Origin of the sequence: Candidatus Nanohalococcus occultus, assembly GCF_029207735.1 — an archaeon.
Lineage (GTDB): Archaea > Nanohalarchaeota > Nanosalinia > Nanosalinales > Nanosalinaceae > Nanohalococcus > Nanohalococcus occultus.
In genome coordinates this window covers 562,358-587,244 of sequence record NZ_CP104395.1, presented here as the reverse complement: position 1 = coordinate 587,244, position 24,887 = coordinate 562,358, and the positions used below count along the sequence as shown (strand labels likewise).

The 24,887-nt window shown below is 47.4% G+C and carries 24 protein-coding genes and 1 pseudogene; 12 read left to right on the top strand and 13 right to left on the bottom strand.

All coding sequences use genetic code 11. The features are described from left to right. The first annotated feature begins 20 nt into the window (after nt 1-20). Complete coding sequence (locus tag SVXnc_RS03310) at nt 21-1,457, top strand: hypothetical protein (RefSeq protein WP_347721508.1); 1,437 nt, start codon at nt 21-23, stop codon at nt 1,455-1,457. A gap of 9 nt (nt 1,458-1,466) precedes the next feature. Further along, the gene (locus tag SVXnc_RS03305; RefSeq protein WP_347721507.1) at nt 1,467-2,117 is read left to right on the top strand and encodes a DedA family protein; all 651 of its coding nucleotides are present in this window, start codon (nt 1,467-1,469) and stop codon (nt 2,115-2,117) included. A gap of 29 nt (nt 2,118-2,146) precedes the next feature. Here the strand turns inward: SVXnc_RS03305 and SVXnc_RS03300 are convergent, their stop codons facing one another. The 5 genes from SVXnc_RS03300 to SVXnc_RS03280 form a co-directional block, all read right to left on the bottom strand. Beyond that, nucleotides 2,147-2,335: a hypothetical protein gene (locus tag SVXnc_RS03300; protein WP_347721506.1), complete on the bottom strand. Its 189-nt coding sequence runs from the start codon at nt 2,333-2,335 to the stop codon at nt 2,147-2,149. Nucleotides 2,336-2,392: 57 nt separating this feature from the next. Further along, on the bottom strand, nt 2,393-2,971 hold the full coding sequence (locus SVXnc_RS03295) for an MBL fold metallo-hydrolase (protein WP_347721505.1): 579 nt from the start codon (nt 2,969-2,971) through the stop codon (nt 2,393-2,395). 41 nt (nt 2,972-3,012) lie between these two features. After that, on the bottom strand, nt 3,013-4,248 hold the full coding sequence (gene prf1, locus SVXnc_RS03290; protein WP_347721504.1) for a peptide chain release factor aRF-1: 1,236 nt from the start codon (nt 4,246-4,248) through the stop codon (nt 3,013-3,015). 89 nt (nt 4,249-4,337) lie between these two features. Continuing rightward, nucleotides 4,338-5,093 (bottom strand): sugar phosphate isomerase/epimerase family protein, encoded by a 756-nt coding sequence (locus SVXnc_RS03285; RefSeq protein WP_347721503.1) that lies wholly within the window; start codon nt 5,091-5,093, stop codon nt 4,338-4,340. After that, a complete protein-coding gene (locus SVXnc_RS03280; protein WP_347721502.1) occupies nt 5,090-7,687 on the bottom strand; it encodes a valine--tRNA ligase in 2,598 nt (865 codons plus the stop codon). Before SVXnc_RS03280 ends, SVXnc_RS03285 begins: the two co-directional genes overlap by 4 nt. Nucleotides 7,688-7,815: 128 nt before the next feature. Here SVXnc_RS03280 and SVXnc_RS03275 point away from each other — a divergent pair, with 128 nt between their 5' ends. Further along, on the top strand, nt 7,816-9,027 hold the full coding sequence (locus tag SVXnc_RS03275; protein ID WP_347721501.1) for a metallophosphoesterase: 1,212 nt from the start codon (nt 7,816-7,818) through the stop codon (nt 9,025-9,027). A 153-nt stretch (nt 9,028-9,180) separates the two neighbouring features. Here the strand turns inward: SVXnc_RS03275 and SVXnc_RS03270 are convergent, their stop codons facing one another. Together SVXnc_RS03270 and SVXnc_RS03265 are read right to left on the bottom strand one after the other, a co-directional pair. Then, a complete protein-coding gene (locus SVXnc_RS03270) occupies nt 9,181-9,957 on the bottom strand; it encodes an MBL fold metallo-hydrolase (RefSeq protein ID WP_347721500.1) in 777 nt (258 codons plus the stop codon). Nucleotides 9,958-10,032: 75 nt separating this feature from the next. Then, entirely contained in the window at nt 10,033-10,284 is a 252-nt protein-coding gene (locus tag SVXnc_RS03265) for a hypothetical protein (protein ID WP_347721499.1), read from the bottom strand. 168 nt (nt 10,285-10,452) lie between these two features. On the opposite strand from SVXnc_RS03265, the gene SVXnc_RS03260 reads away from it, so the two are divergent. The 6 genes from SVXnc_RS03260 (at nt 10,453) to SVXnc_RS03235 (ending at nt 16,153) form a co-directional block, all read left to right on the top strand. Continuing rightward, the gene (locus tag SVXnc_RS03260; RefSeq protein WP_347721498.1) at nt 10,453-11,904 is read left to right on the top strand and encodes a PEP/pyruvate-binding domain-containing protein; all 1,452 of its coding nucleotides are present in this window, start codon (nt 10,453-10,455) and stop codon (nt 11,902-11,904) included. Then, complete coding sequence (locus SVXnc_RS03255; RefSeq protein ID WP_347721497.1) at nt 11,901-12,617, top strand: hypothetical protein; 717 nt, start codon at nt 11,901-11,903, stop codon at nt 12,615-12,617. Before SVXnc_RS03260 ends, SVXnc_RS03255 begins: the two co-directional genes overlap by 4 nt. Continuing rightward, nucleotides 12,617-14,668: a hypothetical protein gene (locus SVXnc_RS03250; RefSeq protein ID WP_347721496.1), complete on the top strand. Its 2,052-nt coding sequence runs from the start codon at nt 12,617-12,619 to the stop codon at nt 14,666-14,668. Before SVXnc_RS03255 ends, SVXnc_RS03250 begins: the two co-directional genes overlap by 1 nt. A gap of 424 nt (nt 14,669-15,092) precedes the next feature. Further along, nucleotides 15,093-15,356: a hypothetical protein gene (locus SVXnc_RS03245; protein ID WP_347721495.1), complete on the top strand. Its 264-nt coding sequence runs from the start codon at nt 15,093-15,095 to the stop codon at nt 15,354-15,356. Between the two features lie 15 nt (nt 15,357-15,371). Further along, nucleotides 15,372-15,596, top strand: a complete 225-nt coding sequence (locus SVXnc_RS03240) for a hypothetical protein (protein ID WP_347721494.1) — start codon at nt 15,372-15,374, stop codon at nt 15,594-15,596. 89 nt (nt 15,597-15,685) lie between these two features. Then, complete coding sequence (locus SVXnc_RS03235) at nt 15,686-16,153, top strand: hypothetical protein (protein WP_347721493.1); 468 nt, start codon at nt 15,686-15,688, stop codon at nt 16,151-16,153. Here SVXnc_RS03235 and metG read toward each other — a convergent pair. From metG to SVXnc_RS03220, 3 genes are read right to left on the bottom strand one after another with little or no spacing between them, the layout of a single operon-like run. Next, nucleotides 16,150-18,210 (bottom strand): methionine--tRNA ligase, encoded by a 2,061-nt coding sequence (metG, locus tag SVXnc_RS03230; RefSeq protein ID WP_347722419.1) that lies wholly within the window; start codon nt 18,208-18,210, stop codon nt 16,150-16,152. The genes SVXnc_RS03235 and metG overlap by 4 nt on opposite strands. A 51-nt stretch (nt 18,211-18,261) precedes the next feature. After that, nucleotides 18,262-18,912 (bottom strand): hypothetical protein, encoded by a 651-nt coding sequence (locus SVXnc_RS03225; RefSeq protein WP_347721492.1) that lies wholly within the window; start codon nt 18,910-18,912, stop codon nt 18,262-18,264. Between the two features lie 59 nt (nt 18,913-18,971). After that, a complete protein-coding gene (locus SVXnc_RS03220) occupies nt 18,972-19,730 on the bottom strand; it encodes an HAD-IIA family hydrolase (protein WP_347721491.1) in 759 nt (252 codons plus the stop codon). 175 nt (nt 19,731-19,905) lie between these two features. Between SVXnc_RS03220 and SVXnc_RS03215 the strand changes: the two genes are divergently transcribed. Next, nucleotides 19,906-22,869, top strand: coding sequence for a hypothetical protein (locus tag SVXnc_RS03215; protein WP_347721490.1), 2,964 nt, complete (start codon nt 19,906-19,908; stop codon nt 22,867-22,869). A gap of 53 nt (nt 22,870-22,922) precedes the next feature. Here SVXnc_RS03215 and SVXnc_RS03210 read toward each other — a convergent pair whose 3' ends face one another. Beyond that, nucleotides 22,923-23,123: a 30S ribosomal protein S17e gene (locus SVXnc_RS03210; RefSeq protein WP_347721489.1), complete on the bottom strand. Its 201-nt coding sequence runs from the start codon at nt 23,121-23,123 to the stop codon at nt 22,923-22,925. A gap of 81 nt (nt 23,124-23,204) precedes the next feature. Here SVXnc_RS03210 and SVXnc_RS03205 point away from each other — a divergent pair, with 81 nt between their 5' ends. Both SVXnc_RS03205 and SVXnc_RS03200 read left to right on the top strand, forming a co-directional pair. Then, nucleotides 23,205-23,492, top strand: coding sequence for a DUF211 domain-containing protein (locus SVXnc_RS03205; protein WP_347721488.1), 288 nt, complete (start codon nt 23,205-23,207; stop codon nt 23,490-23,492). Nucleotide 23,493: 1 nt separating this feature from the next. Beyond that, nucleotides 23,494-24,027 (top strand): VIT1/CCC1 transporter family protein, encoded by a 534-nt coding sequence (locus tag SVXnc_RS03200; RefSeq protein ID WP_347721487.1) that lies wholly within the window; start codon nt 23,494-23,496, stop codon nt 24,025-24,027. Nucleotides 24,028-24,045: 18 nt separating this feature from the next. On the opposite strand, the gene SVXnc_RS03195 is transcribed toward SVXnc_RS03200, so the two are convergent. After that, entirely contained in the window at nt 24,046-24,552 is a 507-nt protein-coding gene (locus SVXnc_RS03195; protein WP_347721486.1) for a cyclin family protein, read from the bottom strand. 146 nt (nt 24,553-24,698) lie between these two features. Then, nucleotides 24,699-24,872, bottom strand: a pseudogene (locus SVXnc_RS03190) (NUDIX domain-containing protein); the annotation flags it as partial. Nucleotides 24,873-24,887 lie beyond the last annotated feature (15 nt).

The following is a 24,887-nucleotide window of genomic DNA, read 5'->3' as shown; positions in this document are numbered from 1 at the left end:
TTCCGAGAAAATATGTTCGTGTGAAATATCTAAAACTTGTGAGTTTGCTGATACTTTTAACCGGCTTGTCGGCGGGCGAGGTATTCTACGAAGTGGATGCTGACTCGAAAAGCTTGGAGGTGGCTTCATCAGTCAAGCTTGAATGTGATTCTGATGGGTCGGGCTGTCCTGTAAGCCGGTGGACGGCAAGGCTCTCGGTTCCGGCTTCCGCACAGATACAGGATGTTTCAAGTGAAAACGGCGAGGTACTTGACTACGAACGTACCGGTAATACTTTGACGGTTAGAACCGAGACGCCGCCAACCAGATCCGAGCTGATAAATGTAGAGTATGTCATCGATCGGAACGCCCAGAAGGTAACTGAAAATCTTTACACGCGTTCGATCAGCCTCCCGGGTTTCTCCGGCGAGCAGACATCTGGGACGCTGACAGTCCAGGATTTTATCTCCGCAAGGTCAGGCAACGGCTTCCGTTACTCGGTGGATAAGAACACTGTTAACTTCACCGGAACAGGAGCCACTAACTTCGTCACCGCCTTCGGTCAGGGAGATAAGGCAGAGTACTTCGAGTTCTTCGGCAAACCGGTTGAAAACTCTTCGAAAGCCTATAAAATTTCTGTCGGGACTTTAGGAGTTACCAACAGGTTCGAACGTTTCCCGGCCGCAGTAATAGATACCAGTGTCTATAACAGAACGGTCAACGAATGGAGTGCCGGCCAGTACACTAACGCAACTATCTATCTCAGAGACGGTCTCGGGGAAGATGAGAAACCGGTCTTGGCTCATGAAACCGTCCACGGCTTAAACGACCAGGCGCTTGGATGGCGTTCTCGTAGCTCATGGTTCGATGAGGGAACTGCTAAATACGTAGAGTTTTTGGTCCGAAAATCCAGCGGTGATTACACCCGGGAGGTCTTCGGAGAGCCGGTAAGCTATACTAGGAACCGGGAAGGCCGACGTTACCGTTATACCTTGCCTTCGGAAGGAGATAAGGATCGGCTGTGGGCTTACTATGAGTCCAACAGCTCTTGGATGAAAAACTGGGGTCCGAAACAGGGCAACAGGGAGTTCGGCTATGCCTACAGCGAGCTAGTGGTACGTAACTACGTCCGGAACGGAGGCCGTCTAAGCCAGCTTTACCAGGATATCCGGGATGAAAGCTACAGGACGGATGAGGAAAAATGGCGCGGTCTTTCCAAGTACGTAGATACCACGCCATGTAAGTATGAATCTCGGGATAGATTTGATAGCTGTCTAGATGAGTTAAACAGTTTCGATTACCCGGTTTATACCGTTACAGATATCAAAAAGACTAACAGATCTCTTAACGTCCAGCAGCTTGAGGTAGAGGAACCGGAGCCGGTCCGGAGACCGGAAAGCATCGAGGTACAGAGAGCGAGTTCCTGGCTGGATGGTTTTTTCGAGAGCCTGATGGGCTTTTTGAACTCTTGGAAGTGATTAACTAATATGATTGAACAGCAAATAATCGAGTTAATCCAGCAACACGGGGTTCTGGCTGTAATGGCCGGTGCGATGATCGAAGAGATACTTGTACCGATTCCTTCACCGCTGATTCCGATGGCGGCCGGTTCGATAATACTTGAACCGTACAGTATGGTACAGACTGCTGCTTTACATGCGTTTTTCATCATTGCGTTACCGGCCTCGATCGCCTCGGTAATTAGCTCGTATTTCGTCTACGCAATAGCGTACTTCGGCGGCGAGCCGATTATCAGGAGGTACGGCAAGTACCTTGATCTTCGCTGGGATGAAGTCCAGCAGCTTGAAAGACATTTCGGCGGCCGACGGGAAAAATACCTCGTATTCGCTTTCCGAGCTATTCCGATAGTCCCGCTTTCACTTGTATCCGGAGCGGCAGGCTTGTTCCAGATGGAATGGAAAAGCTACAGCGTCTGGACGTTCATGGGAATGTTGCCAAGGAACTTCGCGCTGGCTATGCTGGGCTGGTACTTTGCCGACAGCCTGATCCAGATCTCAACGCAGATCAGCTCGGCGTCAAGAGCAGTAGCAGTTCTTACAGTCGCAACAGTTGGAGGATTCATTCTCTACAGGAAAACCCAGTCACTTTACAAGTACCTGCTATTCGAGAAATTCTAAAAAGAAAGAACAAAGAGTAAGGAGAAAAGTTACTCTGACTCTCCGCCCAGAATCGAGTTCGCTACCATTTCATCGGCGGAAAGCTCTTCCAGCCCTGTGTCTGTGACCTCTCCATCGTAGCCGGCTCCGGTGTTTTCAACCGTGTAATCTCCATCTCTGATCTGGTTCATCTCTTCTCTTACAAGATAGTTATCGTTGTCGTATTCGTCTACTCCCATTTTCCACATTTGAGTTCAGCAGACAAAAATTCAAAAGTATTTACGGCAGTATATATTTCAGTATTTTGACTCTCTTTTCTCAGCTTCAGAAAGCGATTTCCTTATCTGGCTGTTAGCCTCTTCGGTTACGGCTTTATCGTGGCCGCAGTACATCTGCTCTACATCCAGCTCGGTGATCTTCTGGATTGATTCAATCAGAAGTTCTCTATCACCTTCCTCCAAGTCGGTCCGGCCGAATCCGCCGTCCGGGAAAAGAAGATCTCCGGCGAAAAGAATTCCTGACTCCGAGTAAAGACAGATCGAATCATTCTTGTGACCGGGAGTATGGAAGACTTCGAAGGATTCGCCGCACAACTCGATTTCATCGCCCTCAGAGAGTTTCTCAGCCGAGGTATCCAGATTCTCCGGCTCGAAGGCATAGACCTCCGGACCGAACTTCTCTACGGTCTCTGGTAGGTTATCTACGTGATCGTAATGAGAATGAGTGATAACGACTTTATCGATTTCTTCGAGCTTCTCAATGGCTTTCCACGCATCTCCGGTTCCAACATCTATCAAAACAGTTTGTCCGTTGGATAGTTTCCAGATGTTTCCGGTGAAATCTTCGGCATCTTCCGATAGGTTCTCGATCTCCATAACTGGAGTTGTGGAGTTAAACTGTAAGTAACTTAGCCGGTTTAGCGGATCCGGTACCTTAGAATCGCTGCGATACCTCCCATGTTGTAGAGCCGGCGGCCCTGTTCGTGGTCGGTAGATATTAACTCTAGGCTGCTTCCCATCTGTTCGGCTTTTTCATCCATTATATCGACTATGTCGGTCATCTGCTCGAGGTCCATCTGTTCGCCGCATTCATCGCATTTTACGTTCTCGCTGATCTTGGCTTCTTCCTCGTAGACCTCTTTTTCGTGTTCGTTCCCACAGATGTAGGTCGCACGGTAATGGTTGAAATCTTCGCTGATCAAAACAGTATCAACCGCACCCATGTCCATGGCTTTGATGACCTGCTTGAGTCCGTACTCGGATTTCCCGTTTTCCTCTTTCAGGTTCTCGAAGAAGCTTTCAACCAGGTTCTTTTCCTTTACCGCGGAAGCATCCTGAAGTGACTCTTCGGCCTTCTCTACGAGTTCTTCCAGCGCTTCCTCTCCCGAGTAGTTCAAGGACTTTACATCGATCAGCTCGTCTTTCAGCTCTTGGTGCATGTACTCATCGACAAACTTGTCTTTGGTCCATCCCGGTCCTCCGACGAGAATGCCGAGAAGCTTGCCTTCACGGGCTTTTTCCAGGAAAGCGGTTTTCGCATTGTCGTTGATATCCTTCATGAAGGTTTTCAGCATCTGCTTTCGTATACGGGCGAATCTCTGGGCTGACTGTCCTCCTGCCCGGGTCTTCCCCGGTACTTCCGAAGACATCTTGTACTCTGTCTTGATCGAGGAACCCTGGAGGTATCCGATCGCCGCCTCGTTTTTATCCAGCACGATCAGTCCGTAGACTCTATCGTCTACGATCATCTGTTTTAACGGCTCCAGTACGAACTCCTTGTCGCATCTGTACCTTCTGGACTCGATTGTCTGCGGCGGATGAACCTCCCAGATCTGGATATCCGGACGACCCTCCGTTTCGCTGACGTTTCCGGCGAAAAGCACCACTCCGTTTTCCGGTGTCTCGTGTTCTTCTGAGACCTTACGTGCGATCTTCTCCAATGCTCCCTGTACGTTTTTCCGGGTGTGTTTGGACTTGATCGATTCGGCCTCGGAAGCCTCGGAAGTAACAAAGTCAGAAATCTTCGACATGTCGTATCCTGCCGGGATGTAAAGCGATACTAGCTCCGTGTTCCGTCCGCGGATGCCTTCCAGCTTCTTGATCAACTTTTTCAGCTGGTACTTGTTCATCGAGTTAGATTTTTCTTCGCTCATAACCTACTTTCCGGGCTGAAGTCTTTTAACCTGTCCGAATCGAACCAGCTCTTCGTAACTGACTTCAGCCGCCGGCTGTTCCGAACACTCTATGAAGGAAGATACTCCAGAAGCTTCCGATGGGAGATCTCCGAGTACTCGAAGTCGTTAGTGAAAATCTCCAGGGTCGCGGTTCCTTCAAACTCCTCGAGTCTTTCACAAGTTTGTTCCCAGTCGATATCTCCGTGTCCTACCGCTACATGTGAGTCGCTGCCGCCCATCGAATCCTGGATGTGTAGGTGTGAGATGTTCTCGGAAGCTTCCTCAAGTATCATGTTGATTCCTTCCTGTTCGTCCTCCGCGTAGGCATGTCCGGTGTCTATACAGAGTGAGATATCGAGTTCTTCGGCAAACTCAGGTAGGTCCTCTAAGTCCATAGCCTTCGATGCTCCGAACGGAATGTTCTCATAGACAAGTTCGACTCCGTGTTTTTCCTCTAAAACCTTCAGTTCTTTGATCTGGTCTTTCAACTCTTCCAAGACGTCTTCGCGGTCCTGTCCGTGACGTGTATTCAGGTGGACAACCGCTTTCTCCGCACCTAGTTCAGCGGAAAACTCCAGCAGTCGATCGTAGTAGTTGTAAAGTCCGTCGTTTAACTCGGGTACGGTCGTAGCTAGGGGCTGTCGGAAAGGAAGATGGATTATAAGATCTAGATCGTTTTCCTCCAGGTCTTCTCTAAGTGATTCTGTATCGATCTCCTCGAGGGATACCTCCATCTCTCCGATCGCGATCTCTACGAAATCAAAGACAGCTGGTATCTCTGCTACGTCTTCTATTTCCGGTCCTACGCTTCCTCCGAACCTCATTTTATCACCGCCATGATTCCTTCGTGTTCGATCATCTCGCCTTCGCCGGTAAACTGTTTTTCCTCGATTACATCGAACTCTTCAGGTTTTAGCTTCTCATCGGCTACTTCCAGGTGTCCGTCCTCTATCATCCACTCGTTGTTGCTCAAGGCTGCTTCTAGCTCTCCGACCTTGTCTCCGTACTTCGGTCCGACCTTCGAGTAATCCAGTTTGATCTCCGATATCTGGGATTCGACCTCCGGTCGTCCGTCTTTCATCGCCAGTTCTTCGATGTGCATGGTTCCTTTGATCTCTTCTTCGAAACCTTCAACGTTCGAATAAAGCTCGACTTTTCCTAGTTCGGCGGTTGGAGACATCTGGTTGCTGGTTTTGTACTTTCTCAACGCAGAAATAGCCTTGAAAGCGTTTTCTCCCCTCTGTACATCAGCTTTGATGCCTGTCTTTTCCGGCCACCGGCTTAGATGAATGGACTCTCCATCGTACATCTCCGAGTAGACTTGTTCTGTTACATGGGAGATGATCGGTGCGAACATCTTCAGATACCTTTCATGGACTCTACGTAGTGTATGTTGGGTTCCACGGTAATCGCCTGTATCAAGCTTCTGTTTTGAGACCTCGAGATAATCCCCGCAGAATGTATCCCAGAAACTACTCCGTATCTTGTCCCGTGCTTTCGCGAACTCGTAGCTCTCGAAATGTTCGGTGACTTCTTCTAGCAGTTCATCGGTTTTAGCCAGCATGAACTTATCCATCTCGGAAAGATCGGATTCTTCGACCTCAATGTCTTCATCCGATAGCTGTTCGACGAGCTTCGAGGCGTTCCAGATCTTTCTCATCAGTTTCTCTCCGGAGACAAGTTCCTTTTCCTTGAACGGGAAGTCATCTCCTACCTTTGAGCCGGCAGCCCAGTAACGGGCCGCATCAACAGGGAACTCCTCTAGAACTTCCTTCGGTGCTACAACGTTCCCACGGGACGTACTCATCTTCTCGCGGTTTTCATCCAGTACGTGTCCGTGGTTCATAACCGAGTCAAACGGCACTTCGCCGGTATGCTCATAGCATTTTACAACGGTGTGGAAAAGCCAGAAGCTGATGATGTCGTGTCCCTCCGGTCGGACATCGAAGCTGTAAAGCTCCGGACGACTCATCTCGTACTCTTCGGTTTCCTCATTCCAGTCCCATCCAGCATTAACCAGTGGTGTTAGTGAAGAGGTCGCCCAGGTATCGAATACGTCTTCTTCTGCCTCGAACTCCTCGCATCCACAGTCCGGACATTCTTCGAAAGGTGGTTCGTCCTCGAGTGGATCGACCGGCAAGTCCTTTTTCGCGGCCAGTACTTCCTGTCCGCAGTCTTTACAGTACCAGACAGGGAACGGAATCCCGGAATCGCGTTGACGGGAGATACACCAGTCCCATTTCAGGCCTTCAATCCAGTTAGTGTACCGGGTCTTCATTTTCTCCGGGAACCATTCCATCTGGTCGCCGGCATCAAGGTACTTTTCCTTGTTATCAAGTATCTCTACGTACCACTGTTCGGTTACCATGAACTCGATTCCTGTATCGCATCTTTCGTGGACCTGTACGTCGTGGGTGATCCGTTCACGGTCCAGGAGATAACCTTCTTCGTCTAGATCTTCAACTATTTTCTTTTTCATAACCGAGGAATCGATTCCCTCGTATTTTCCGGCCAAGTCTGTCATTGTACCAGATTCATCGATCGCGGTCCTCAACGGCAAGTCATGTGCCTGGTACCACTCGATGTCTTTCTGATCTCCGAAGGTACAGACCATTACAACACCGGTACCGGTCTCGATATCAACGTCTTCATCTTCTATAATAGGTACCTCGTAATCGAAGATCGGGACCTTGACCTTTTCCCCGGCAAGATGTGCGTTGGCTTCATCTTCCGGATGAACCATGATTGCCACACAGGCCGGTAAAAGCTCCGGTCGAGTGGTAGATATTACAATCGAGCCGTTTCCTGAGGCCATCGGGAACTCGATGTCGTTGAAATGCGCCTGCTGTTCCATGTCCTCGGTTTCAACCTGGGAGATGGCTGTCTCACAGTCAGGACACCAGATCGCTGGAGCCTTTTTCCTGTACTCTCGGCCTTTATCGTACAAGTCAATGAACGATAGCTGGCTGATTTTCTGTACCCGTGGCTCGATTGTCTTGTAAGTATTCGTCCAGTCATGGCTTACGCCCAGTGACTGCATGTTTTCTGTAAACTGATCTTCGTACTCTTTACAGACTTTTCGGCATTTTTCCTGGAACTCTCTGCGAGTAAAGTCCTGGTGTCGGATTCCAAGCTCTTTTTCGGTCAAACGCTCGCTTGCGATTCCGTTATCATCGTAGCCGAATGGCTGGAAGACCTTTTTCCCTCTCATACGCTGGAAACGTGCCTGGAAGTCCTGAAGTGTCTGGCCGTACAAGTGACCCATGTGAAGGCTTCCTGACACGGTTGGTGGCGGAGTGTCTATCGAGAACACTTCTCGTTCGTTTTCTGCTCCGGGGTATTTGAACGTCTCTTCTTTAACCCATTTTCTCTGCCATTTTGCCTCGACCTTTTCCGCGTCGTAATCTCCTTCCGGCATTATTTTGTTAACCTCTACAGTTAGAACCTCTGGGATTGATTCTTAAAACAGTTGGAGTATACCAGAAAAGATAGACTTGTTGTTACATATGAGTAACTATTATAAGGCTGCGGTTACAATATAGGTATATGGTCTCAACCCAATTCCACCACTGGTCTGACGCACATGGATCGGCAGATGAACAGGATATACAGTCTGTAAATGGGCATGTGGTGGAGACTGGCGATGCGATCTACATGGGCGATCATGACAATCTTTATGATCGAGCCAAAGCCCTTGACTCTGAGTTTGAGGCCAGAAGTGATTCTGACGCAGAGTGGGATTTCATGCCAGGCAACCACGATATGACTGGCAAGCACGGTCACGTACCTACATACGATGAGGTCAGAGAACAGATTGATGATGATACCTCGGTTTATACAGAGCTTACTGGCAAAGAAGGTGAAGACCCTGAGGATGCCGAAAGCATTTTTGATGTAATTATAGCCCAGCACGATGGCGTAAACGATGTTAGAAACTCGGTAGTTGAGAAAGAAGATCACGTATTTTACTTCGGAGACACACATCAGGACCCTGAACTACCTGGAGAACCCGGTGACAAAGATGGCGGATTCGGATACGACTTTGAAGAGATAGCCGGAGAGCTGGAAGAAGACGATCCAACCGAAGACTTCGGTGTCTGGGACTATGTAGATCCAAGAAACTGGGGAACAGTCTACAAGTCAGTTACCGGCGGATTCAACACGGATGTTGATCCTGAAAGCTTAGACTATAGAGACGTTCCGGATGAACTAATCACAGAAGAACACAAAGAATACAGAGAAGAGAAACAGGCGATTGAAGAAAAACTCGCAGAATATGACAAACCGGTAATCCTAGCGGATCACGCGGTAACAAGAGACGAAGAATGGAAGTACGGATCCGACATCAACAGAGATCTGGCAGAATCCGGAGCTGTAGATATGGTTCTAGGAGGCCACGACCACGGAAGCGGAGACAAAACAGTAGGAGATGCTAAGGTCATCAACTCTGCTTTAGGTGCTTCCGAAGTTGAACTTCAAGGCGGCATGTACGAAGATCATAGCTACGAACAGATCTTTGAAGATCCTAGAGAACGTGTTCAAAGGCAGGCACAAGAACAGCAAGAGCAGCAATCACAAGAAGAAGCATCTCTTGTCGAAGGACTGATGGAGGATAAAGGTTACGAACAGAATGAGGCCGAAGCATACATAGAAGGCTATAAGTTCGCTCAACAGCAGTTCCAGCAACAGGTACAAGCACAGAGAGCGCCTTCAGCACCGGGAACAGATACAAATCAGACGGCTGAAGCAGGAGCATAATAGCAGCTATCGATAGACCAGGCAGCCGCCCAGTAACCTACATTATTCTTTATTTCTTCCTGTAATCTTGTTTTGAACGAGTTATTTTTCCAAAGGAGTCTCTAAATCGATCGTTCTGATCGCTGTTCTTACAGCTGCGACCGAAGCATGTGCCTAGAAGTCACCGAGGCTTCGGTTCCCGGGGAAACTCATCCCGTCCTCGGCGAAGGTAATTTTCACGTCTGTCTGTTCTTTCAACCACTCTTTTTGCGCTTCCATGTCCGAGTCCAACATTGCTTTCCCGAAATGGGTTAGAAGGCATTTTTCCGGCTGAACTGCTTCCAGAATCTTCGGTACGTCGCTGATACCGGTATGGCTTGGAACACCACGATCCTTCGGACGAGTACAGTAAATTACAAGCCAGTCACATTCTTCGTAAAACCCGAGTAGCTCTTCGGAAAACTCTGTATCCGTCCAGAAACCAATGGTTTTCTCTCCTTTTATCTTTAGTCCTGCGGTTTTCGGATCGCCGTGGAACATGTGCTGGCTTTCGATAGTTACGTCCTTGAACTCGAAGCTTGAGCCTTCCTCCAGTGTTTTTACATTCAGGCATAGTTCTTGGTGGAAGTTCGATATACATTGTTCGATGTCGCCGTAGCTGTTCAAAGCGGTTTCGTTCGCGAAAAGGTTCCCTGGTAGCTTGGCGGCCTCTGTCATCATCTCGATTATGGCTTCTGCGTCGTTTGCGTGATCCAGATGTGCGTGTGAGACAATCACTGCCTCCGTCTCCAATGGTTCTTCGATCTCTTCATGGTTCCAGACAAGTGCGCCTGGCCCGGGATCAATATGTATCTGGGTTTCCTGTGTTTCAACTACGATTCCTCCGGTCCGACGGTCTTGTTCTCCGGTCGCGTATCTTCCGCCACCTGTTCCGAGAAAGTTAAGCTTCATAAAAAACTTTTATCGGAGAAAACTCAAAAACAGAGAGGTCCTTGAACCGGAACCTCTCGAACAAGAATAGAGAGCCTAAAGGTAATCGGACGTATAGGCTCCTTTGTCAAGCTCCCGGACGTTTTCATAATATTCCAGTTTCCTCAATGCTTCTCCGTAGAGGAAATGTGCTTTGTTGTCGTCCAGATCGTCTCGGTACTCGTGTTTTGAGGCGTCTTCAAGAAGAGATGCCGCCTGTCCGTGTAATTCCAGAGCTTCCTTGTCGGATAAGTTCTCTACGGAAGCCTGTGCCATCTTCGAGATCACATCTTGTTTCACGTCCTTCATGGGGTCCATAGCCTAAGTTGTCTCCTGGTTTACAAGTTAGTTCTGCCCAATTAAACGGCTTTGCTCAAGAATTCTTTTTGAACACGAACTTTTTGAATAGAGATCTAATTTTGCTGTGGCAGATATCTAACCAAAACATGTTTAAAGTGTTACTGCTAGGTGGTAAATATGAAAGAAGTAAAGCACATAGGCGATCCGGTACTAACTCCGTCAACTGAAGATTGGGGAGGGAAAGGAGCAAACCTACTCGAACTCGCACAGTTCAATAACGTACCTCCAGGCTTTATTGTAAACGCTGACGGCTACGACGAGTTCGTCCAGCAATCCGAAATACAAGGACTAGAATGGATCGACAACGACGGAGATGTAGACCTCGACTGGATTCAAACTAATAGACAAAGAGGAGATGTTACTCTTTCGGAAATCCAAGACACTACTCAAGAAATATTCCTAAACAACCAGATACCTTCAAACTACGAAGCAGAGATTGACGAAGCACTACAAGACTACGAACCAGAATTCTTTACAAGAAGCTCCGCAGTCAACGAAGACGGAGAAGACAACTCAGGAGCAGGAAGGCTCGAAAGCTTCGGTCCTATTTCAAATAACGGAGGGGTTATAGCCAGTGAAGAATTCTTATCGGGAGATATTAGATACTCAAACGCCAAAAATGGAGTTTTCAAAGGCATAAAAGCAGTTTATTCGACAGCGTTCAGTGAGACGGCACTTAACTACTTATTGGACAATGATATGGAAAGCTTCGGCGGAGTTGCTGTACCAGTACAGGAAGCCATAGATACTGCTTCTGGAGGAGTAATATTCAGTGCACATCCTAATGGAGACCCACAAAACGTCTATATGGAGCTCTGTGAGACACCTGGAGATGCGGTAGAGGATGGAGAAAGAGAGCGCATAGAAGTCGAAATGGATAGGCCTGAAAGTCCTAGAGCAGAAGCTGAAGCTACAGAGATGGATCATAAAAACAAATATCCTTTTGAATCAGTTTCTATAATTTCAGAGAGTCAAGTAGAGGATCTCGCTGAGAAGGCAGCAAATATTCAATCAACTTATGACTCACCTATGGATATTGAAGCGGCTTACGACAATGAAGGAAATCTCTGGGTGCTTCAAGGAAGACCAATCACAGTTGATGGATACGATCAACCAGCTTTCGATATGCCAGGCGACATCGAACCTCCGACAAATGAAACACTAGCTGAAACTGAAACAGTTGCAAATCATGGCATTTTAGAAGCGCCTGCTCTAGTTGTTAGAGACACTGATCCAGACGGACTTTACGATACGGACCCAGTAGATGAACAATATAGAGATGTTAGGAATGAGATTAGGGAATATGATTCGGAATTCTCAGACGGATATATCTTAGTCACAAATATCATGAGTAATGAAATACAGAATTTGACAGAAAACATGGAGGCGATAGTTGGCAGTGATTCAGGTAGAAGTTGTCATGCAACCACTGTTGCAGCAGAAGAGGGAACAATGTACATGGGGGCACTCGAAACAGACATAGAAGAAAGTCTTGAACACGGCGATCCTCTCTACATGGCAGTAAACGGCCACGAAGGAGAACTATATGACGGAAGTGATTCTCTGTGAGTGTAAACTCGCCTGAGTCTGATAATGAGTGGGATTTTTACAGCCTTGAAGGAATAGGGTGGGATATAGATGAGAAGGATGATTTTTCAAATGCCGAATTCAGATATGATGGGGATATTTCCAGTCTAGACGAATTCAAGGTAAGAGATAGAGAGGAAAACGGATTATTCAAAAACATTGACGGTATCGGCGATACTTGTTCGTACGGCGAGTTTATCGAATCTGCCACTAGAGAGATCATTGAAGCTCAAAAAACCCAAAGAAACGTAGGATTTTACTTTACGGTAGACCAGGAAGTCCCTAAGGAAGATATTACAGAATTTCTGACCAAATTACCTGTGGTGGCTGAAGGAAACAATCCTTCTTATAATCAAGCTTTAGGCACCTCAATTGTAAGTGGCCTGGCAGCGGTTGGAGCAGGTGCAGCCGTCTTATCGGGAACACAACTCCACGACCCTTTAATGGGCATAAATGCGCTTGAAGTTTTTGCTGGAACGACTTCAGCACAGGCAGCAAAATCTATTTACGATTTGAAAAAAGAAGAAAAGGATTTCCAAACCGAAATACAGTCAAACCTAACGATTGGGGAAATCGAAACAATTCCAGAAGGGCGCCAAACCTATTTCCTGAATTATGACACGGGATCTGGATGGGGGAAATCAGTGATTGCTCCTCTTGACTACGATGGCTCAGAAAACGGAGGGATGATCTAATGGCTGCTGCTCAGAACATAAACACTCCGGATACTGGAGAAAGAGAACAAGATGTCTATTCGCCAAGAAGCGAAGCAGATTTGGAACAAATAATAGATAGGATGGAAGATGTAGAAAACGAAGATGTGGAAGATGCAGTAAGACAAGTTAGCGAAATCGCAGACGAAAACTTGAGAGGCGTAGTAAGAAACCACTTCCAAGCACCAATCAGAAGCCTCAACAACCCAGAAGAAAATACAGTAGAACTTGAAGACGGAACAGAAGCACAGGTAGTAGGAGAAGAATACTTCGTAAATCAGAACCTCGATGGATTCCAAGACGTAGGAAACATTAAGTGGTGGACTCTAATGGATGAAGACTCCTACAGAGAAGAAACAAGAAATGTAAGAAATAGAGATGGCGTAAATAGAGGGCTTGAGCATCTACAGCTAGATAATGAAGGCGATATTCACAGCTATCGCATAGAACTAGATGGAGAGCCACTTAACCCTGAACAGACACAGAGACTCGCAAGAAACCTCAGAATTAGGCAGGACAACGCTGTTTTTGAAAGAAACCAGGTTCCTAGAATGATGCTGGAAAACAATAACGTAGGAGAAGCAGTAAGATCGGAGGATATTGAAAGAAGAGAGTTTGAAGAAGGATATGAACAAGCAAGAGAGATAGGATTAGTCAGCGAAAACGGAAACCTGACTCTGAAAGGGTGGTTGTCAGCAGTCGACCTCGAAGCTCCAGACATTCGAAGCCTTGAAGACAAAGATGATGTAATATCTTTTGCTAACCTAGAAAAAGAGCATATTCCAGGAGAAGTTGAAGAATTTACAGAGGTCGGCAATGTAAATCTAACATTTACAATCCCTGAAGGAAGATATGCGGACGAAGAGAGGGTTGGAGACTATGATACAGGAGCAACAGTGGATAGAACAGACAGGTATACCGAATTTGAGACAGAAGAACTTGTGGAAGATATAGTATTTGGTACAGGATTCGGAGGGTTTTCAATCTCAGATATTGAGGAAGGAGATTTAAGAGAACTCAACAGCAAAGATGTTGAGAAAGTAGCGGAACTAATGGAGAATGATCCTTTCACTGAAGAAGCATTCCTCAACTCCAGATATGAAGAAAGAATCCTCGACATGTTTGAACAAAATAATGCTAAGGCAGAAAACCTAGAGATTGAAAATGCCGAATACAGAATCAAGACACTAGAAGAACTGGATAACTGGTCAGAATACGCCAACAAAGGCGAAGAACTAGGAGAGATTCTGAGCGACTTCGGATATTCCACTCAAGAAGAACTAATAGAAGACGCCGGATGGGATGAAGAATTGAGGAAAATAGATGAAAACTTCGAGGAAGCAGAAGCGAAAGTTGTCGAAGACAAAGATAGTGACATACAGTACATCGAAGCCGTATTTGAGGATGAAGAAGAATCCGATTATCGTACTCCAACAGAAGCTAAACAAAGTGTTTTCAGTAGCTGTAACCACCTTTCTTTAGAGGTGGAAGACGGAGAACTGAAGGATGAAACAGATCATGAGATACCTATCAGCAATCTTATCATTTCAAGCTACCAAGAAGAACTACAGGAAAATGAAGCCAGTATTGTAATAAATAGAAACATCTCTTGGAGAGATACCAAGAACCACAGCCCTGATGAGTTCGGAAAACTAGGTTCAAGAGGTGTGGAGTACGACCTTGGTTCTCTTGAACAGTACAGCGACGAATTCCAAGAGGACATAGAGAAAATGGCTGAAGAAGAACTAGTTGATTTAGAAGAGGAAGATGGTTCTAGCTACATGAAAACGAGAGATAAAAAAGCCTTGGAAGCAAAGGCTGAGTTCGAATACTCCGTAGATAGAATAGTGCCTAACAACCTTGAGGTCGAAGCTTCATACCAACGGGATCCAAACGGAGTCGCTTCTAACGATGCTCTCAGAGAGATCGGTGCCGCACTTGACCCAATGAACTTTGATTCTAAGGCGTACGAAGACATAGAGGTTGAAACCGAGTTTGAATATACAGAAGCTCAGCAAGCTTCAGCAATATAGCAGTTAACTGTTTCAAGACTCAATATTCTGGTTGTATTCTGTTTTTGTTGGTTTGGTGTACTGTTACGGCGATGTTGTGGTTTAGTATTTTGAGCAGTGTTTCCTTTCCAGTTGGCTTCTATGCTTTCTGCTGTTCATGTCTTCTCCGAATTTTTGTTTGATCTGTGGAATACTGTTTTCTTTTTGTTAGTTTCTCTGTGAGGTCTGTTTTGGGCTTTTTGAACACAGAGTCAAGTTTTTGAACAGAACCTGCTTTTTGAACAAAGCCCAATTAAACGAAAACTTTATATAGTTACCATGAGTAAGTAACAATTAAGACAATGGAAAATGTTTACCAACAAGTGGCAACAAAAGAACTGGATGATCTCCGTGACGAGTTCGGTCCAAACACCACTGAAAGACACAGCATCGAGGTGAGAACCTGATGATCTTGGAACAAGAGGCTGAAACAGTCGTCAGAGATAGAGTTGTGGAAACCGAGGAAGGATACAGTGTTGTATCTATGGAATATAATATAGAGTTTGGTGATGAGTCAGTGAATGTTTACTCGGATAACCATGAAGAACAGATCGCTGTCGATGAGTACACAACTACTACAGAGATCATCGAGACATTCGAGAGCAGGAAAGAATCTCAGCAAAATCAGGGAAAAGATGCCGATCAATGGCATGTGGAAGCACTAGAGTAAGGAGGTGAGATAATAATGGACAAGGTAGAGAAAGATAATCTCTGGAATATAAAGAAAAGACAAGAGGCGATAAACGATCCCGACTACAATCTGGCGGGCAGTGACGATCTTGAGCTGAGAGGCGGGAGAGTGTACGGAGGCAGAAATTCCACGTACAATGAGATTAAGGAACCAGGAACGGAGGAAGAGAAAGTAGTTGAAGACAATAGCGAAGCCGAAGAACTCTTTAGGTTCGATTAGAGTTCTTCCGCCTTCTCATCAGTTCTTCATATATTGTTTAGCACATACGTGAGGTATGTTGGATATAAGCCAAAGAAGGTGAACTAAAAATGAACAGTACAAAAGATCTTGAACAAGCAGTTTACGATCAAATGGAAGACGCCGGAGTGGAAGTTGTAAACGCACGCATACTGGAAGATATCAGCGATCGGAAGATAAGCTACACTGAGAAGGATTCTAGAGACGATGGCATAGAGACTTTTATGTACATGGATCGGCACGGCAAGGCGGTATATGGCATCCAGAGAGGCCATGTGTTCAAACCCCGTGCCTTGGGCGATGCCAGAGCAGTAGAACAGTATGCTGCGCAGAATCCGCCAGGCCGGACGAGTCAGGAAAATCCGACTGTGAGCGGGGTGGCTTTCAGATCTATTGAGAACACTTTGGATTCTGAAGAGTACCGGCACCCGATGTCACAGGGCATAGAAGCTATGCTGGATGCTCCAGGAAAACCGCCTTCAGGATGGAACAGCGCCCAAGCAAATAGAATAAAGGAAAAAGTTATAGAGGAAAGTTAGCGGACCTTGCTCCCTACCTTTATTTCCTTATCCGTTGTCAGCATCGAGACGTTTCCGTCTTCGTCCTCTGCTGCCAGCATCATACATTCGCTTTTCTCTCCGCGTAGCTCGGCTGGTTCTAGGTTCGCAAGCACAACAACTCTACGGCCGACCAGGTCATCTGCCTCGTAGTGGTTCTTGAGACCGGCACATGTCTGTAGAGTGGCTTCGCCGACGTCGATCTGGACTTTGTAGAGTTTGTCTGCGTTTGGATGTTCTTCAACTTCTTTGACTTCTCCAACCCGGAGATCCATCTCTCCGAAATCTTCGAAGCTTACGGTCTCTTCGTTAAACATACTATCATTTCCTTCTTCAGGTGGCTGTACTTCGATCTTCTCGAATAGCTGTTTGCGCTCTCCGAGCTTCTCGCCCGCTCCGATTCCGCCCAGAAGCGGGTCCTGTAACTCATCGTAGCCTTCCTCGGTATGAATGTCCACATCAAGCATCTCTGCGATGTTCTTCGATGCTTCCGGTGTAAACGGATACATTAAGACGCCCAGTCCGCGGACGATCTGAACTGCTACCTGTAAAACAGGCTCGCGTCTGTCTTCGTTGTTCCAAGGTTCTTCTTTGGACAGGTAACGGTCGCCGACTCTCGCCAACTCGACGGCCTTTTCCACTGCGGTACGGATATCATGGTCTTCGAAGGCTTCGACGTACTCTTCTGTCACTCTCTCGGCTTCCGCAACCGCTTGACGGTCCTCGTACTCAAGCTCTCCGACCGGCACCTCGTTTTCAAACCATTTTTCTGTCAGTGCCAGGGTCCGGTTCACGAAGTTTCCGACGGTATCGTTTAGTACGTTGTTGATCTCGGCTTCGAAGTCATCGAAGGAGAACTTCGCATCGTGTTCCTGCGGTAGGTTTCTAGCGAGGTAGAACCGCCAGTAATCGGCTGGCTGCATCTCCAGTGCGTCTTCGGTCGACAGTCCTTTCCCACGGCTTTTCGAAAACTGTGTGTCCTCAGCCATCAAGAACTGCTGGATAAACTCGTAACTTGGCAAGTTGTAGGTCTCTTCCTCGGTTGAACTCCCCATCAGCATCGAAGGCCAGATAACGGTGTGGAAAATGGTATTGTCCTTTCCAATAGAGTAGTATGTCTCTGCCTCCCCGTTCATCCAGTAATCTTTCCATTCCTCAGAGTCGTCGAAAAGCTCACGGGTGAATCCGATGTATCCGATCGGAGCATCGAACCAGACGTAAAGCACTTTCTCGCTGTAAACGTCTCCTTCAAGCTTTGGAACGTCTCTTCCGGTTTCCTCAATCTTTTCGTTGACGCGTTCGACAGGTATGTCGAATCCCCAGTCAATATCACGTGTGATAGCACGTCTTTCAGTGTTCTCAATCGCGTTTTTGACCTCTTTCAGGGATGAATCCGGTACCGGTGATTCCTCGGCTTCGTCCAGCCATTCAAGCAGCTCCTCTTTGAACTGCGGTAGGTCCAAAAAGAGGTGTTTGGTTTCCTTGAACTCGATGTCCTCGCTGCCGGAGATAGTCGAATGCGGGTTTACGATCTCTTCCGGATCGAGTAACGTTCCGCAGTCATCGCACTGGTCGCCTCTTGCCAATCCGCCACATTCCGGGCATTCTCCTTCAATGTATCTATCCGGGAGGAAGCGATCGTCTTCCGCCGAGTAAGGAAGTCTCTGAGTGTCTTCTTTGATGTAACCGTTCAGATAAAGTTTTTCGAACATGTCGTGGGTCTGGCGTTCGTTGAACTCGCTGTGGGTATTCGAGTAGATCGAAAAATCGATTTCGAATTTGTTTATTACTTCTTTGACTTTTCGGTGGTTCTCGTCTTTGAGATCCTCTACTTCCATGTCGCGTTCCATTGCCTCTAACTCGAGAGGTGTTCCGTGGACATCGCTTCCGCCGACGAGGATGTTGTCAACGCCGCGGATATCCAGGTACCGGTGGAAAATATCGGCCGGCAGCATCGAGCCTACGATGTTCCCTAAGTGTGGTACTCCGTGGATGTAAGGCAGTGCTGATGTAACCGTAACGCGACGTTGTTCTGTAATTATTTGTTCACCTATCCAGAAAATGAAGTGGAAATGTTTTAACTTCTTTTTCTAGATCCAGCCCGTATAGCCCTGGATGGTTTCCTGGTAGCTCTGCCAGAACCGTGGGTCGAACTCTCGGTCCTCGTTTTCCATTATCAGGCCGTTGTCCATGATATGTCGGGCGTAAGCCGTATCGTCATCGATTATAACTCCGACGTAGTTTTCCTCGCCGATATCAGAGTACCAGTCATCAACTCCCAGCCATACAGGTGTCTCAACCATGTTGTCCGCTCCGTACGGCCCTGCGACCTGAGTCATGTTAAACTCCTCTTCTAACCTGTTTACAGGCAGTCCAAGGTACGCACTGAAGTTCACCGCGGGCTTTTCCTTTTGTGCCTGGATCGCATTTGCTGCGAGCTTTACACCTTCCAGACCAGGACTCTCGAGTTCCGACTCCATGCCAGCAACTAGCTCGGATTCAACTCTCTCATCCAGCTCGAAGTAGTTAGGAATGAAAGCTGATCTGCGCGGTGTCTCATCCCATTTTTCCGCATTCTCAAGCCAGCTCGAAACATGCTCCGGGACCTCATAATCTTCAACCCGGAACTCCGATCCTTTCTCGGCGCTGAAGATTACATCCAGCCGCTCCGGGAACCTGGCTTCGTCTAACTCAAGGGTTTCAAGACGGTCCATCAGAAAGTGTTTGTCTAGTCGTTCCATTCTCGTTAACTGGTGGGTAAACTATAACTACTGACCGGTCACGTTTCCATCTAAGATTTCTAGAGCCGGCCGGTAAGCTTGGTAAGATTAGAGACGCCGAAATCAGGTTTCTCACTGTCTTCCAATCTCATTAAATCGCTTCTGGTGGTCTCTCCGGACATAACAAGCGCTGTCTTGACACCCAGTTTCTTCCCGGTCTCCACATCCGACATCCGGTCTCCTATGAAAACAGTTTTATCAGGGACAAATGTTTTCTCTCTCAAGGCATCGATGAAGGGATTGCTCGGCTTTCCAAGCAGACTTGACTCTGCGAAAGTCTCGACGGCGTTGTTAATCGCCAGCTGATGTGGGAAAAACTTCTCAGCGTAAACCTGTTTCTCATCGCTACATACGTAGACATTCCCGCTTTCCGCGATCTCGGCAGCATCCTTCAACTTACTGTAGTTAAACTGCCGGTCCAATCCTATCAAAACGTTTTCACATTCTCTTGAAGTCGAGATTCCTTTATTCGACAGTTCCTGTATAAGTCCGCGTTCTCCGATAGCATAAACTTCTCTAACATTCTTTCTCTCAAGATAACGGGCGGCTGAATACGCAGAAGTGATGATCTCATCTTCCTTGGCGTCTATCCCCATGTTCTGGAGTTTATGGGCGAAACCGCTTCGGGAGAGCAAGGAGTTATCGGTATGGAAGTAGACAGTCTTCCCTTTCTCTCTCAAGGTGTGTACTAGCTCTTCTGCGCCGATAATTGTGTCGTTCCACTTGATCAGAGTTCCCTCCAGATCGATGAAAAAGTAATCTGCTTCGGATATATCCATACATTAGAAAGACTGGTTAGAAACTCGTAAAAATCCTGGCTATCAGAAGCCGCTGATCGGAGACAGTGATGGCTCTAAAACAGGTTATGTGGGTTTTTATTCTGGCACGAGAAACTAATCTTAGATGACCTCATCAGCTTATTCTATACTATTGAAGTTAACAGTGGTTTCGCTGATGGTTTTAGCTGCTGTCGGCTCGACGGCCGCGGTGGATGTAACTTCCTGTTCCGAACTCCAACAGGTTAACAACGATCTCGGCGCTGACTACGAACTCAGGAACGACATTGACTGTTCTTCATACCCCTTTGATATGATAGGAGAAAGCCAAGCGTTTACAGGCAGAATCGATGGTAACGGATATTCTATACAGGATTTAGATTTAAGCGGAGAAAATTCCCTGGCTCTTTTTTGGCGCATCGGATCCGGTGGAGAGGTCGGGAACATAACATTTGAGAATTTCGATGTCTACGTCCAGGATGGCTCCTATGGAACTTCTTCGGCTAAAAACGGTGAGAACGGGCAGAACGCCGCAGGACTGGCTTTAACTAACAACGGTCTTGTAGAAAACGTTGGTTTCGATACTATGAGTAAAATCCGGGCAGGTAATGGCGGCAACGGATTTTCTACATCGGGCGGTTCCGGAGGCACGGGCGGTCAAGGAGGTCTTGCTGCCGGTGTTGTAATCGACAATCAGAATAGCTTGGTGCGCGTACAGTTTAACGGAACGGTTAGAAGCGGAGACGGTGGCTCCGGAGGCAACGGCGTCGACGGAGGTAGCGGATCCCAGGCAGGTATGGCAGCAGGTATTGCCCGCAGTAACAATGGTTTTATGGCTAATACAACTTTCAGCGGCTCTGTAAGATCTGGAAAGTCCGGTGATGGTGGAGATGGTTACACGGAAACAGGTGCTAACGGAGGTCAAGGAGCCGATGGTCGGAGCGCAGCAGGGATTGTCTACCAGAATGCCGGCACTATTTTAAGGACCTCTGTGGTTGATGCGACAGTAAAAGCTGGTAGAGCAGGTCACGGCGGAGATGGCGCCGACGATCCGTCGGGACGGGACGATGATAAGGACGCTGGTTACGCAGGCAACGCTGGTGACGGCAGACATGCTTCAGGGATAGCATTCGTGAATAACAACGTTATTAGAAAGAGCAGAGTCAGCGAGACGACTATAAGAGGCGGTAACGGCGGTAACGGCGGGGACGGAGGAAACACGGATGATGGTGATCAGGATATTGGATCCGGGAGAGCTGAAGAAGGCGGTCAAGGAGGCGATGCCGCAGGAGTAGTGTTTACCAACCGGCTTGATATCACTGATACTTACTCCAATGCTACGGTAAGAGGCGGTAATGGAGGTGATGGTGGACATGGAGGCGATATATCTGATGATGGCGCCGATTTGAGCAATGACAATCGCGGAGGCGATGGCGGCGATGGAGGTGATGCTACCGGTTTTTCGGCTAGGAACATGAACAATGGAGAAATCGATAGATCATATACTGTTAGCGAGTTAAACTCTGGTTCTGGAGGTGCTGGAGGTTATGGCGGATCTACACTTAGTTGTACCTACTGTGGTGCGGATGACGGCGATTCTGGATCTAGCGGGCAGTTACATGGTTTTGTTTCAAACAGCGAGGCTACAGAGCAGTACAGTTACTGGTTGGAGTCAACTGCTTCTACAAGTGATGGATCGGCAGCTCCGACGACTAGTTCCGAACTTCAGGAAGAATCTACGTTCCAGCCAGAATGGGACTTTGAGAACGTATGGGGTTTCGGCAAATGTGTGGGAGCGGACATAGGTGGGACCTACCCTGTTCTCCGGGGAATTATGTCGGCTGCGGAATGTCGTCCGGATATGTATAATCCTGATCCGGCTGATGGAGGTGTAGTGGGGAAAAGCCCGGATATATCTGTTAATGTCAGGGCGCCGGCCTCGGACTCTGTTGACGTAGATTTCCTCCTGAACTGGAGTGCTTACAGTGACGAAGAATACGATCTTGTGGTCGACGGTGAAAACAGGAAAGTGCAGGGACTCGGACTCTACGATAACGTTACCGTGATCAACGGCGGAGTGTTGAGAGTAGGTAACTCTAATTATGAGAACTCGACGTTGTATACAAACCATCTAAACATAGATTCGAGTTCATACATCCAGATATGGGATCAGGGAGAAGGAAGCCAGATACAAATGTGTGGAGAAGACAGATCTGAATGTGATATTCTGATCGGAAAAGATCATAATACAGATGTGTCCTCAGGTGAGGCCACTGCGTCATTCAACTGGGGTGGTGTTGCCTGTATGAGAACTTATCCGTGGTATGCGATCGCCGATGACGGTGCCAAGGTTTCGGTAAGCGACGTTTGGAGCTTTGAAACACTTTGCTCTGATGCGTCAGATCCCAGCGCCTACAACCCTGAGCCTTCCGACGGGGCGACAAACGTAGCATTGGATCCGGAGGTTAACGCTACTTACAGAGATCCAAACGGCGATATCGGTGAAATGGAGTTTTATACGGGAAGCGCAGGTTTAATCGGATCATGTAACAACCTGGTGACTGGAGAGGAATGCGGGGTTGAGTACTCTTCGGCATCCGATAACCTGGCATCATATGACTGGTACGTCCGCGTCAGAAGCGGAGAAAGCGACTGGATAAGAGTTCCGGAGACTGGTGAATGGAGCTTCCGGACAAAACCCTACGGCGATGTATCCAATCTGGAGTTCGAGGGCTACAGGCTCGACTTTGAAAACGGACGGCAGGAGTATGTCGTACCACGGGGCCAAGAACAGACAATTGTATTCGAGACCAAAAACAGGAAGGAGCAAAGAGACATTACACTGACAATTACGGAGGGCGGATCTTTCTCAAGTTTCGTCGATGGAACTGACTCACAGACATTTACCTTGGGCAATGAGACCCGGACTTCCCTGATAAATGTAGCACCTGATTTCACCGGCTCACGGACACTTGAACTGGAGGCAAGGAACAACGAGCTTAACACTGTGAAAAAAATGTCTACTACCATAACCTCGAAAGAGACAGTTCAACGCCCAGGAAGCGCCAATGAAGTTCCTGGAATATCCATAGTTAACCTTGCTGTACTGGCAGCTGCTTCCTTAGCCTATATGATGCTCTAAGGTATAATGAACCCGGCCTGATCCGTTAAAACACAGAGAGGTCCAAAAATGTGTTACTGCGGTGTCTTCGGCTTGTTCTCTTTTACTCTGACGATGTAGCCTGCGACCCGATTACGTAGCTTCTTGGATTCGAACTCTTCGGTATCCTTTAGCTCTTCTTTGTTTTCTTCAAAATCTTGTGTGAATCTTTCTGGGTCTGCTTTGACTAGATCTTTCGCCAGTCTCTTGATGTAGGTTGGTCGTACACGTCCCATGTAGAAACTACTCAACTCTAAATCCTTTTAAACCCCTGCTTCTTGGCAACGCTCTTTAACCAAGTGGAACAAAATCCTGGTATGTCGAAGCTAAGAAGAGTTGTACTGGATGTCCTGAAACCACATGATCCGGAAATACTGGATTTCGCCCAGGAGACAAGCGAACTGGAAGGAGTCAAAGGAACGAACACCACGCTTGTTGAGAATGAAAAAGACGTTGAAAACATAAAGATAACTGTACAGGGAGACGGATTCTCCTTTGAAAAAGTAAAGGAAACTGTCGAGAACCTTGGAGGCAGCATCCACGGAATAGATCAGGCAATCTGCGGAGAAAGGCTTGTAGAGGAAGTTTCAACGCCTCAAGACTAGAATGAAACTTGATCCTATCTCCCGAAGGTACTTCATATCGAACGGTTTCGACGGCGCACTCACACTTACCGGTATCGCCGTCGGCTCATATCTGTCCGGGGTGACCTCGAATCCTACGGTTTTCAAGGTCGCGGTGGGAGCAGCCGTCGGTCTGGCAACCTCCGGGGTATGGAGCGTCTGGGAGATAGAGCGAGCGGAAAAACTTTCGGAGATCGATGAACTGGAAGCTAAGATGATGACGGACCTGGAAGGCACCGAACTCGAAGACCGGAAGATGGAAAACAGAAAGATGAACTCGTTTATGAGCGGTCTAGGCCCGGTTCTCGGAGTCGTACTGCCTGCTAGCTTCTATCTTGTTCCTGGTCTAAACACCTTACAGGCAACTATTGGAGCTGTCTTTACTGCTATCTCAATGCTATTCCTTTTCGGAGTATACATGTCAAGAATATCCGATCAACTATGGTGGAAGGCAGGTCTTCGGATGGGCTTAGCCGGTATAGCAGCAGCTGTAATCAACGTAGTTTTACCGGGCTGAAACGTTTGGGTTAAGACTTCAGACAGGTCTTGATCTTTCGATTACTTCCTTCGGCAGCATTCCGTGTGGAGTTTCCTCTCCTATATGCTCGGATAGTTTATGGAAGGTTTCTCTCAGGCTTACTCTGGAGCCTCCATATGTCTCGGATATTTCTCCCTGTGTTCGTAGGTTGTTCGTCCAGACTGTGCTAAAGTATACTGCCGCGCCCGCTACTGTGTCAGTCTCATGGTTCGCAAGATCAGTGTTAATTCCCGAATATCGGGCTGCCTCTCTGGCCAGCAATCTTGTTTCATCTGGCAGCTCAAGTTCGCCAGCAATCCTATCAACTTTTTTCTCGTAACAACATTCTAAAGCAGCATCTCCGATGTCTTTAAGAAGAGTTCCTTGCTCTACATCGCTCGGAGGAGTGTAATCTCCCTCGAAGAGTGCTTCAACATCATCTTCGGAATGGTTCCCGTAGTCCTCGCTCTCAAGTTTTCCTTTTACCTCTTCCAAACCAACATCGTCGTACGTTAACACTGACATGTGTTATTCTGATGTGGTAAAACTTATCAGTGGTTTAACGCAGGTAGTCTTCAAGATAGTACATCGCCGGCAAGGCGTATCCTACATCACGGTGCCACTCACAGCCTTTGAAATCTTCGGACCTCATCCATCTTGCCTCCTGGTGTTCATTGGAAAGCTCTATCTCCCGGAAAAAGATTCAGTTCTTCTCTTATCTTCCGTTCAGCGGTCTCAAGGATGATCTCGCCGTCCTCCTGTTTTCCGCCAGGGAACTCCCAGTCTCCGTTATCAGAGCGTTTGGCCACCAGGTACCGATCAACTCTCTCGGTTCTAGGGATTACAACCGCTGCTACTTT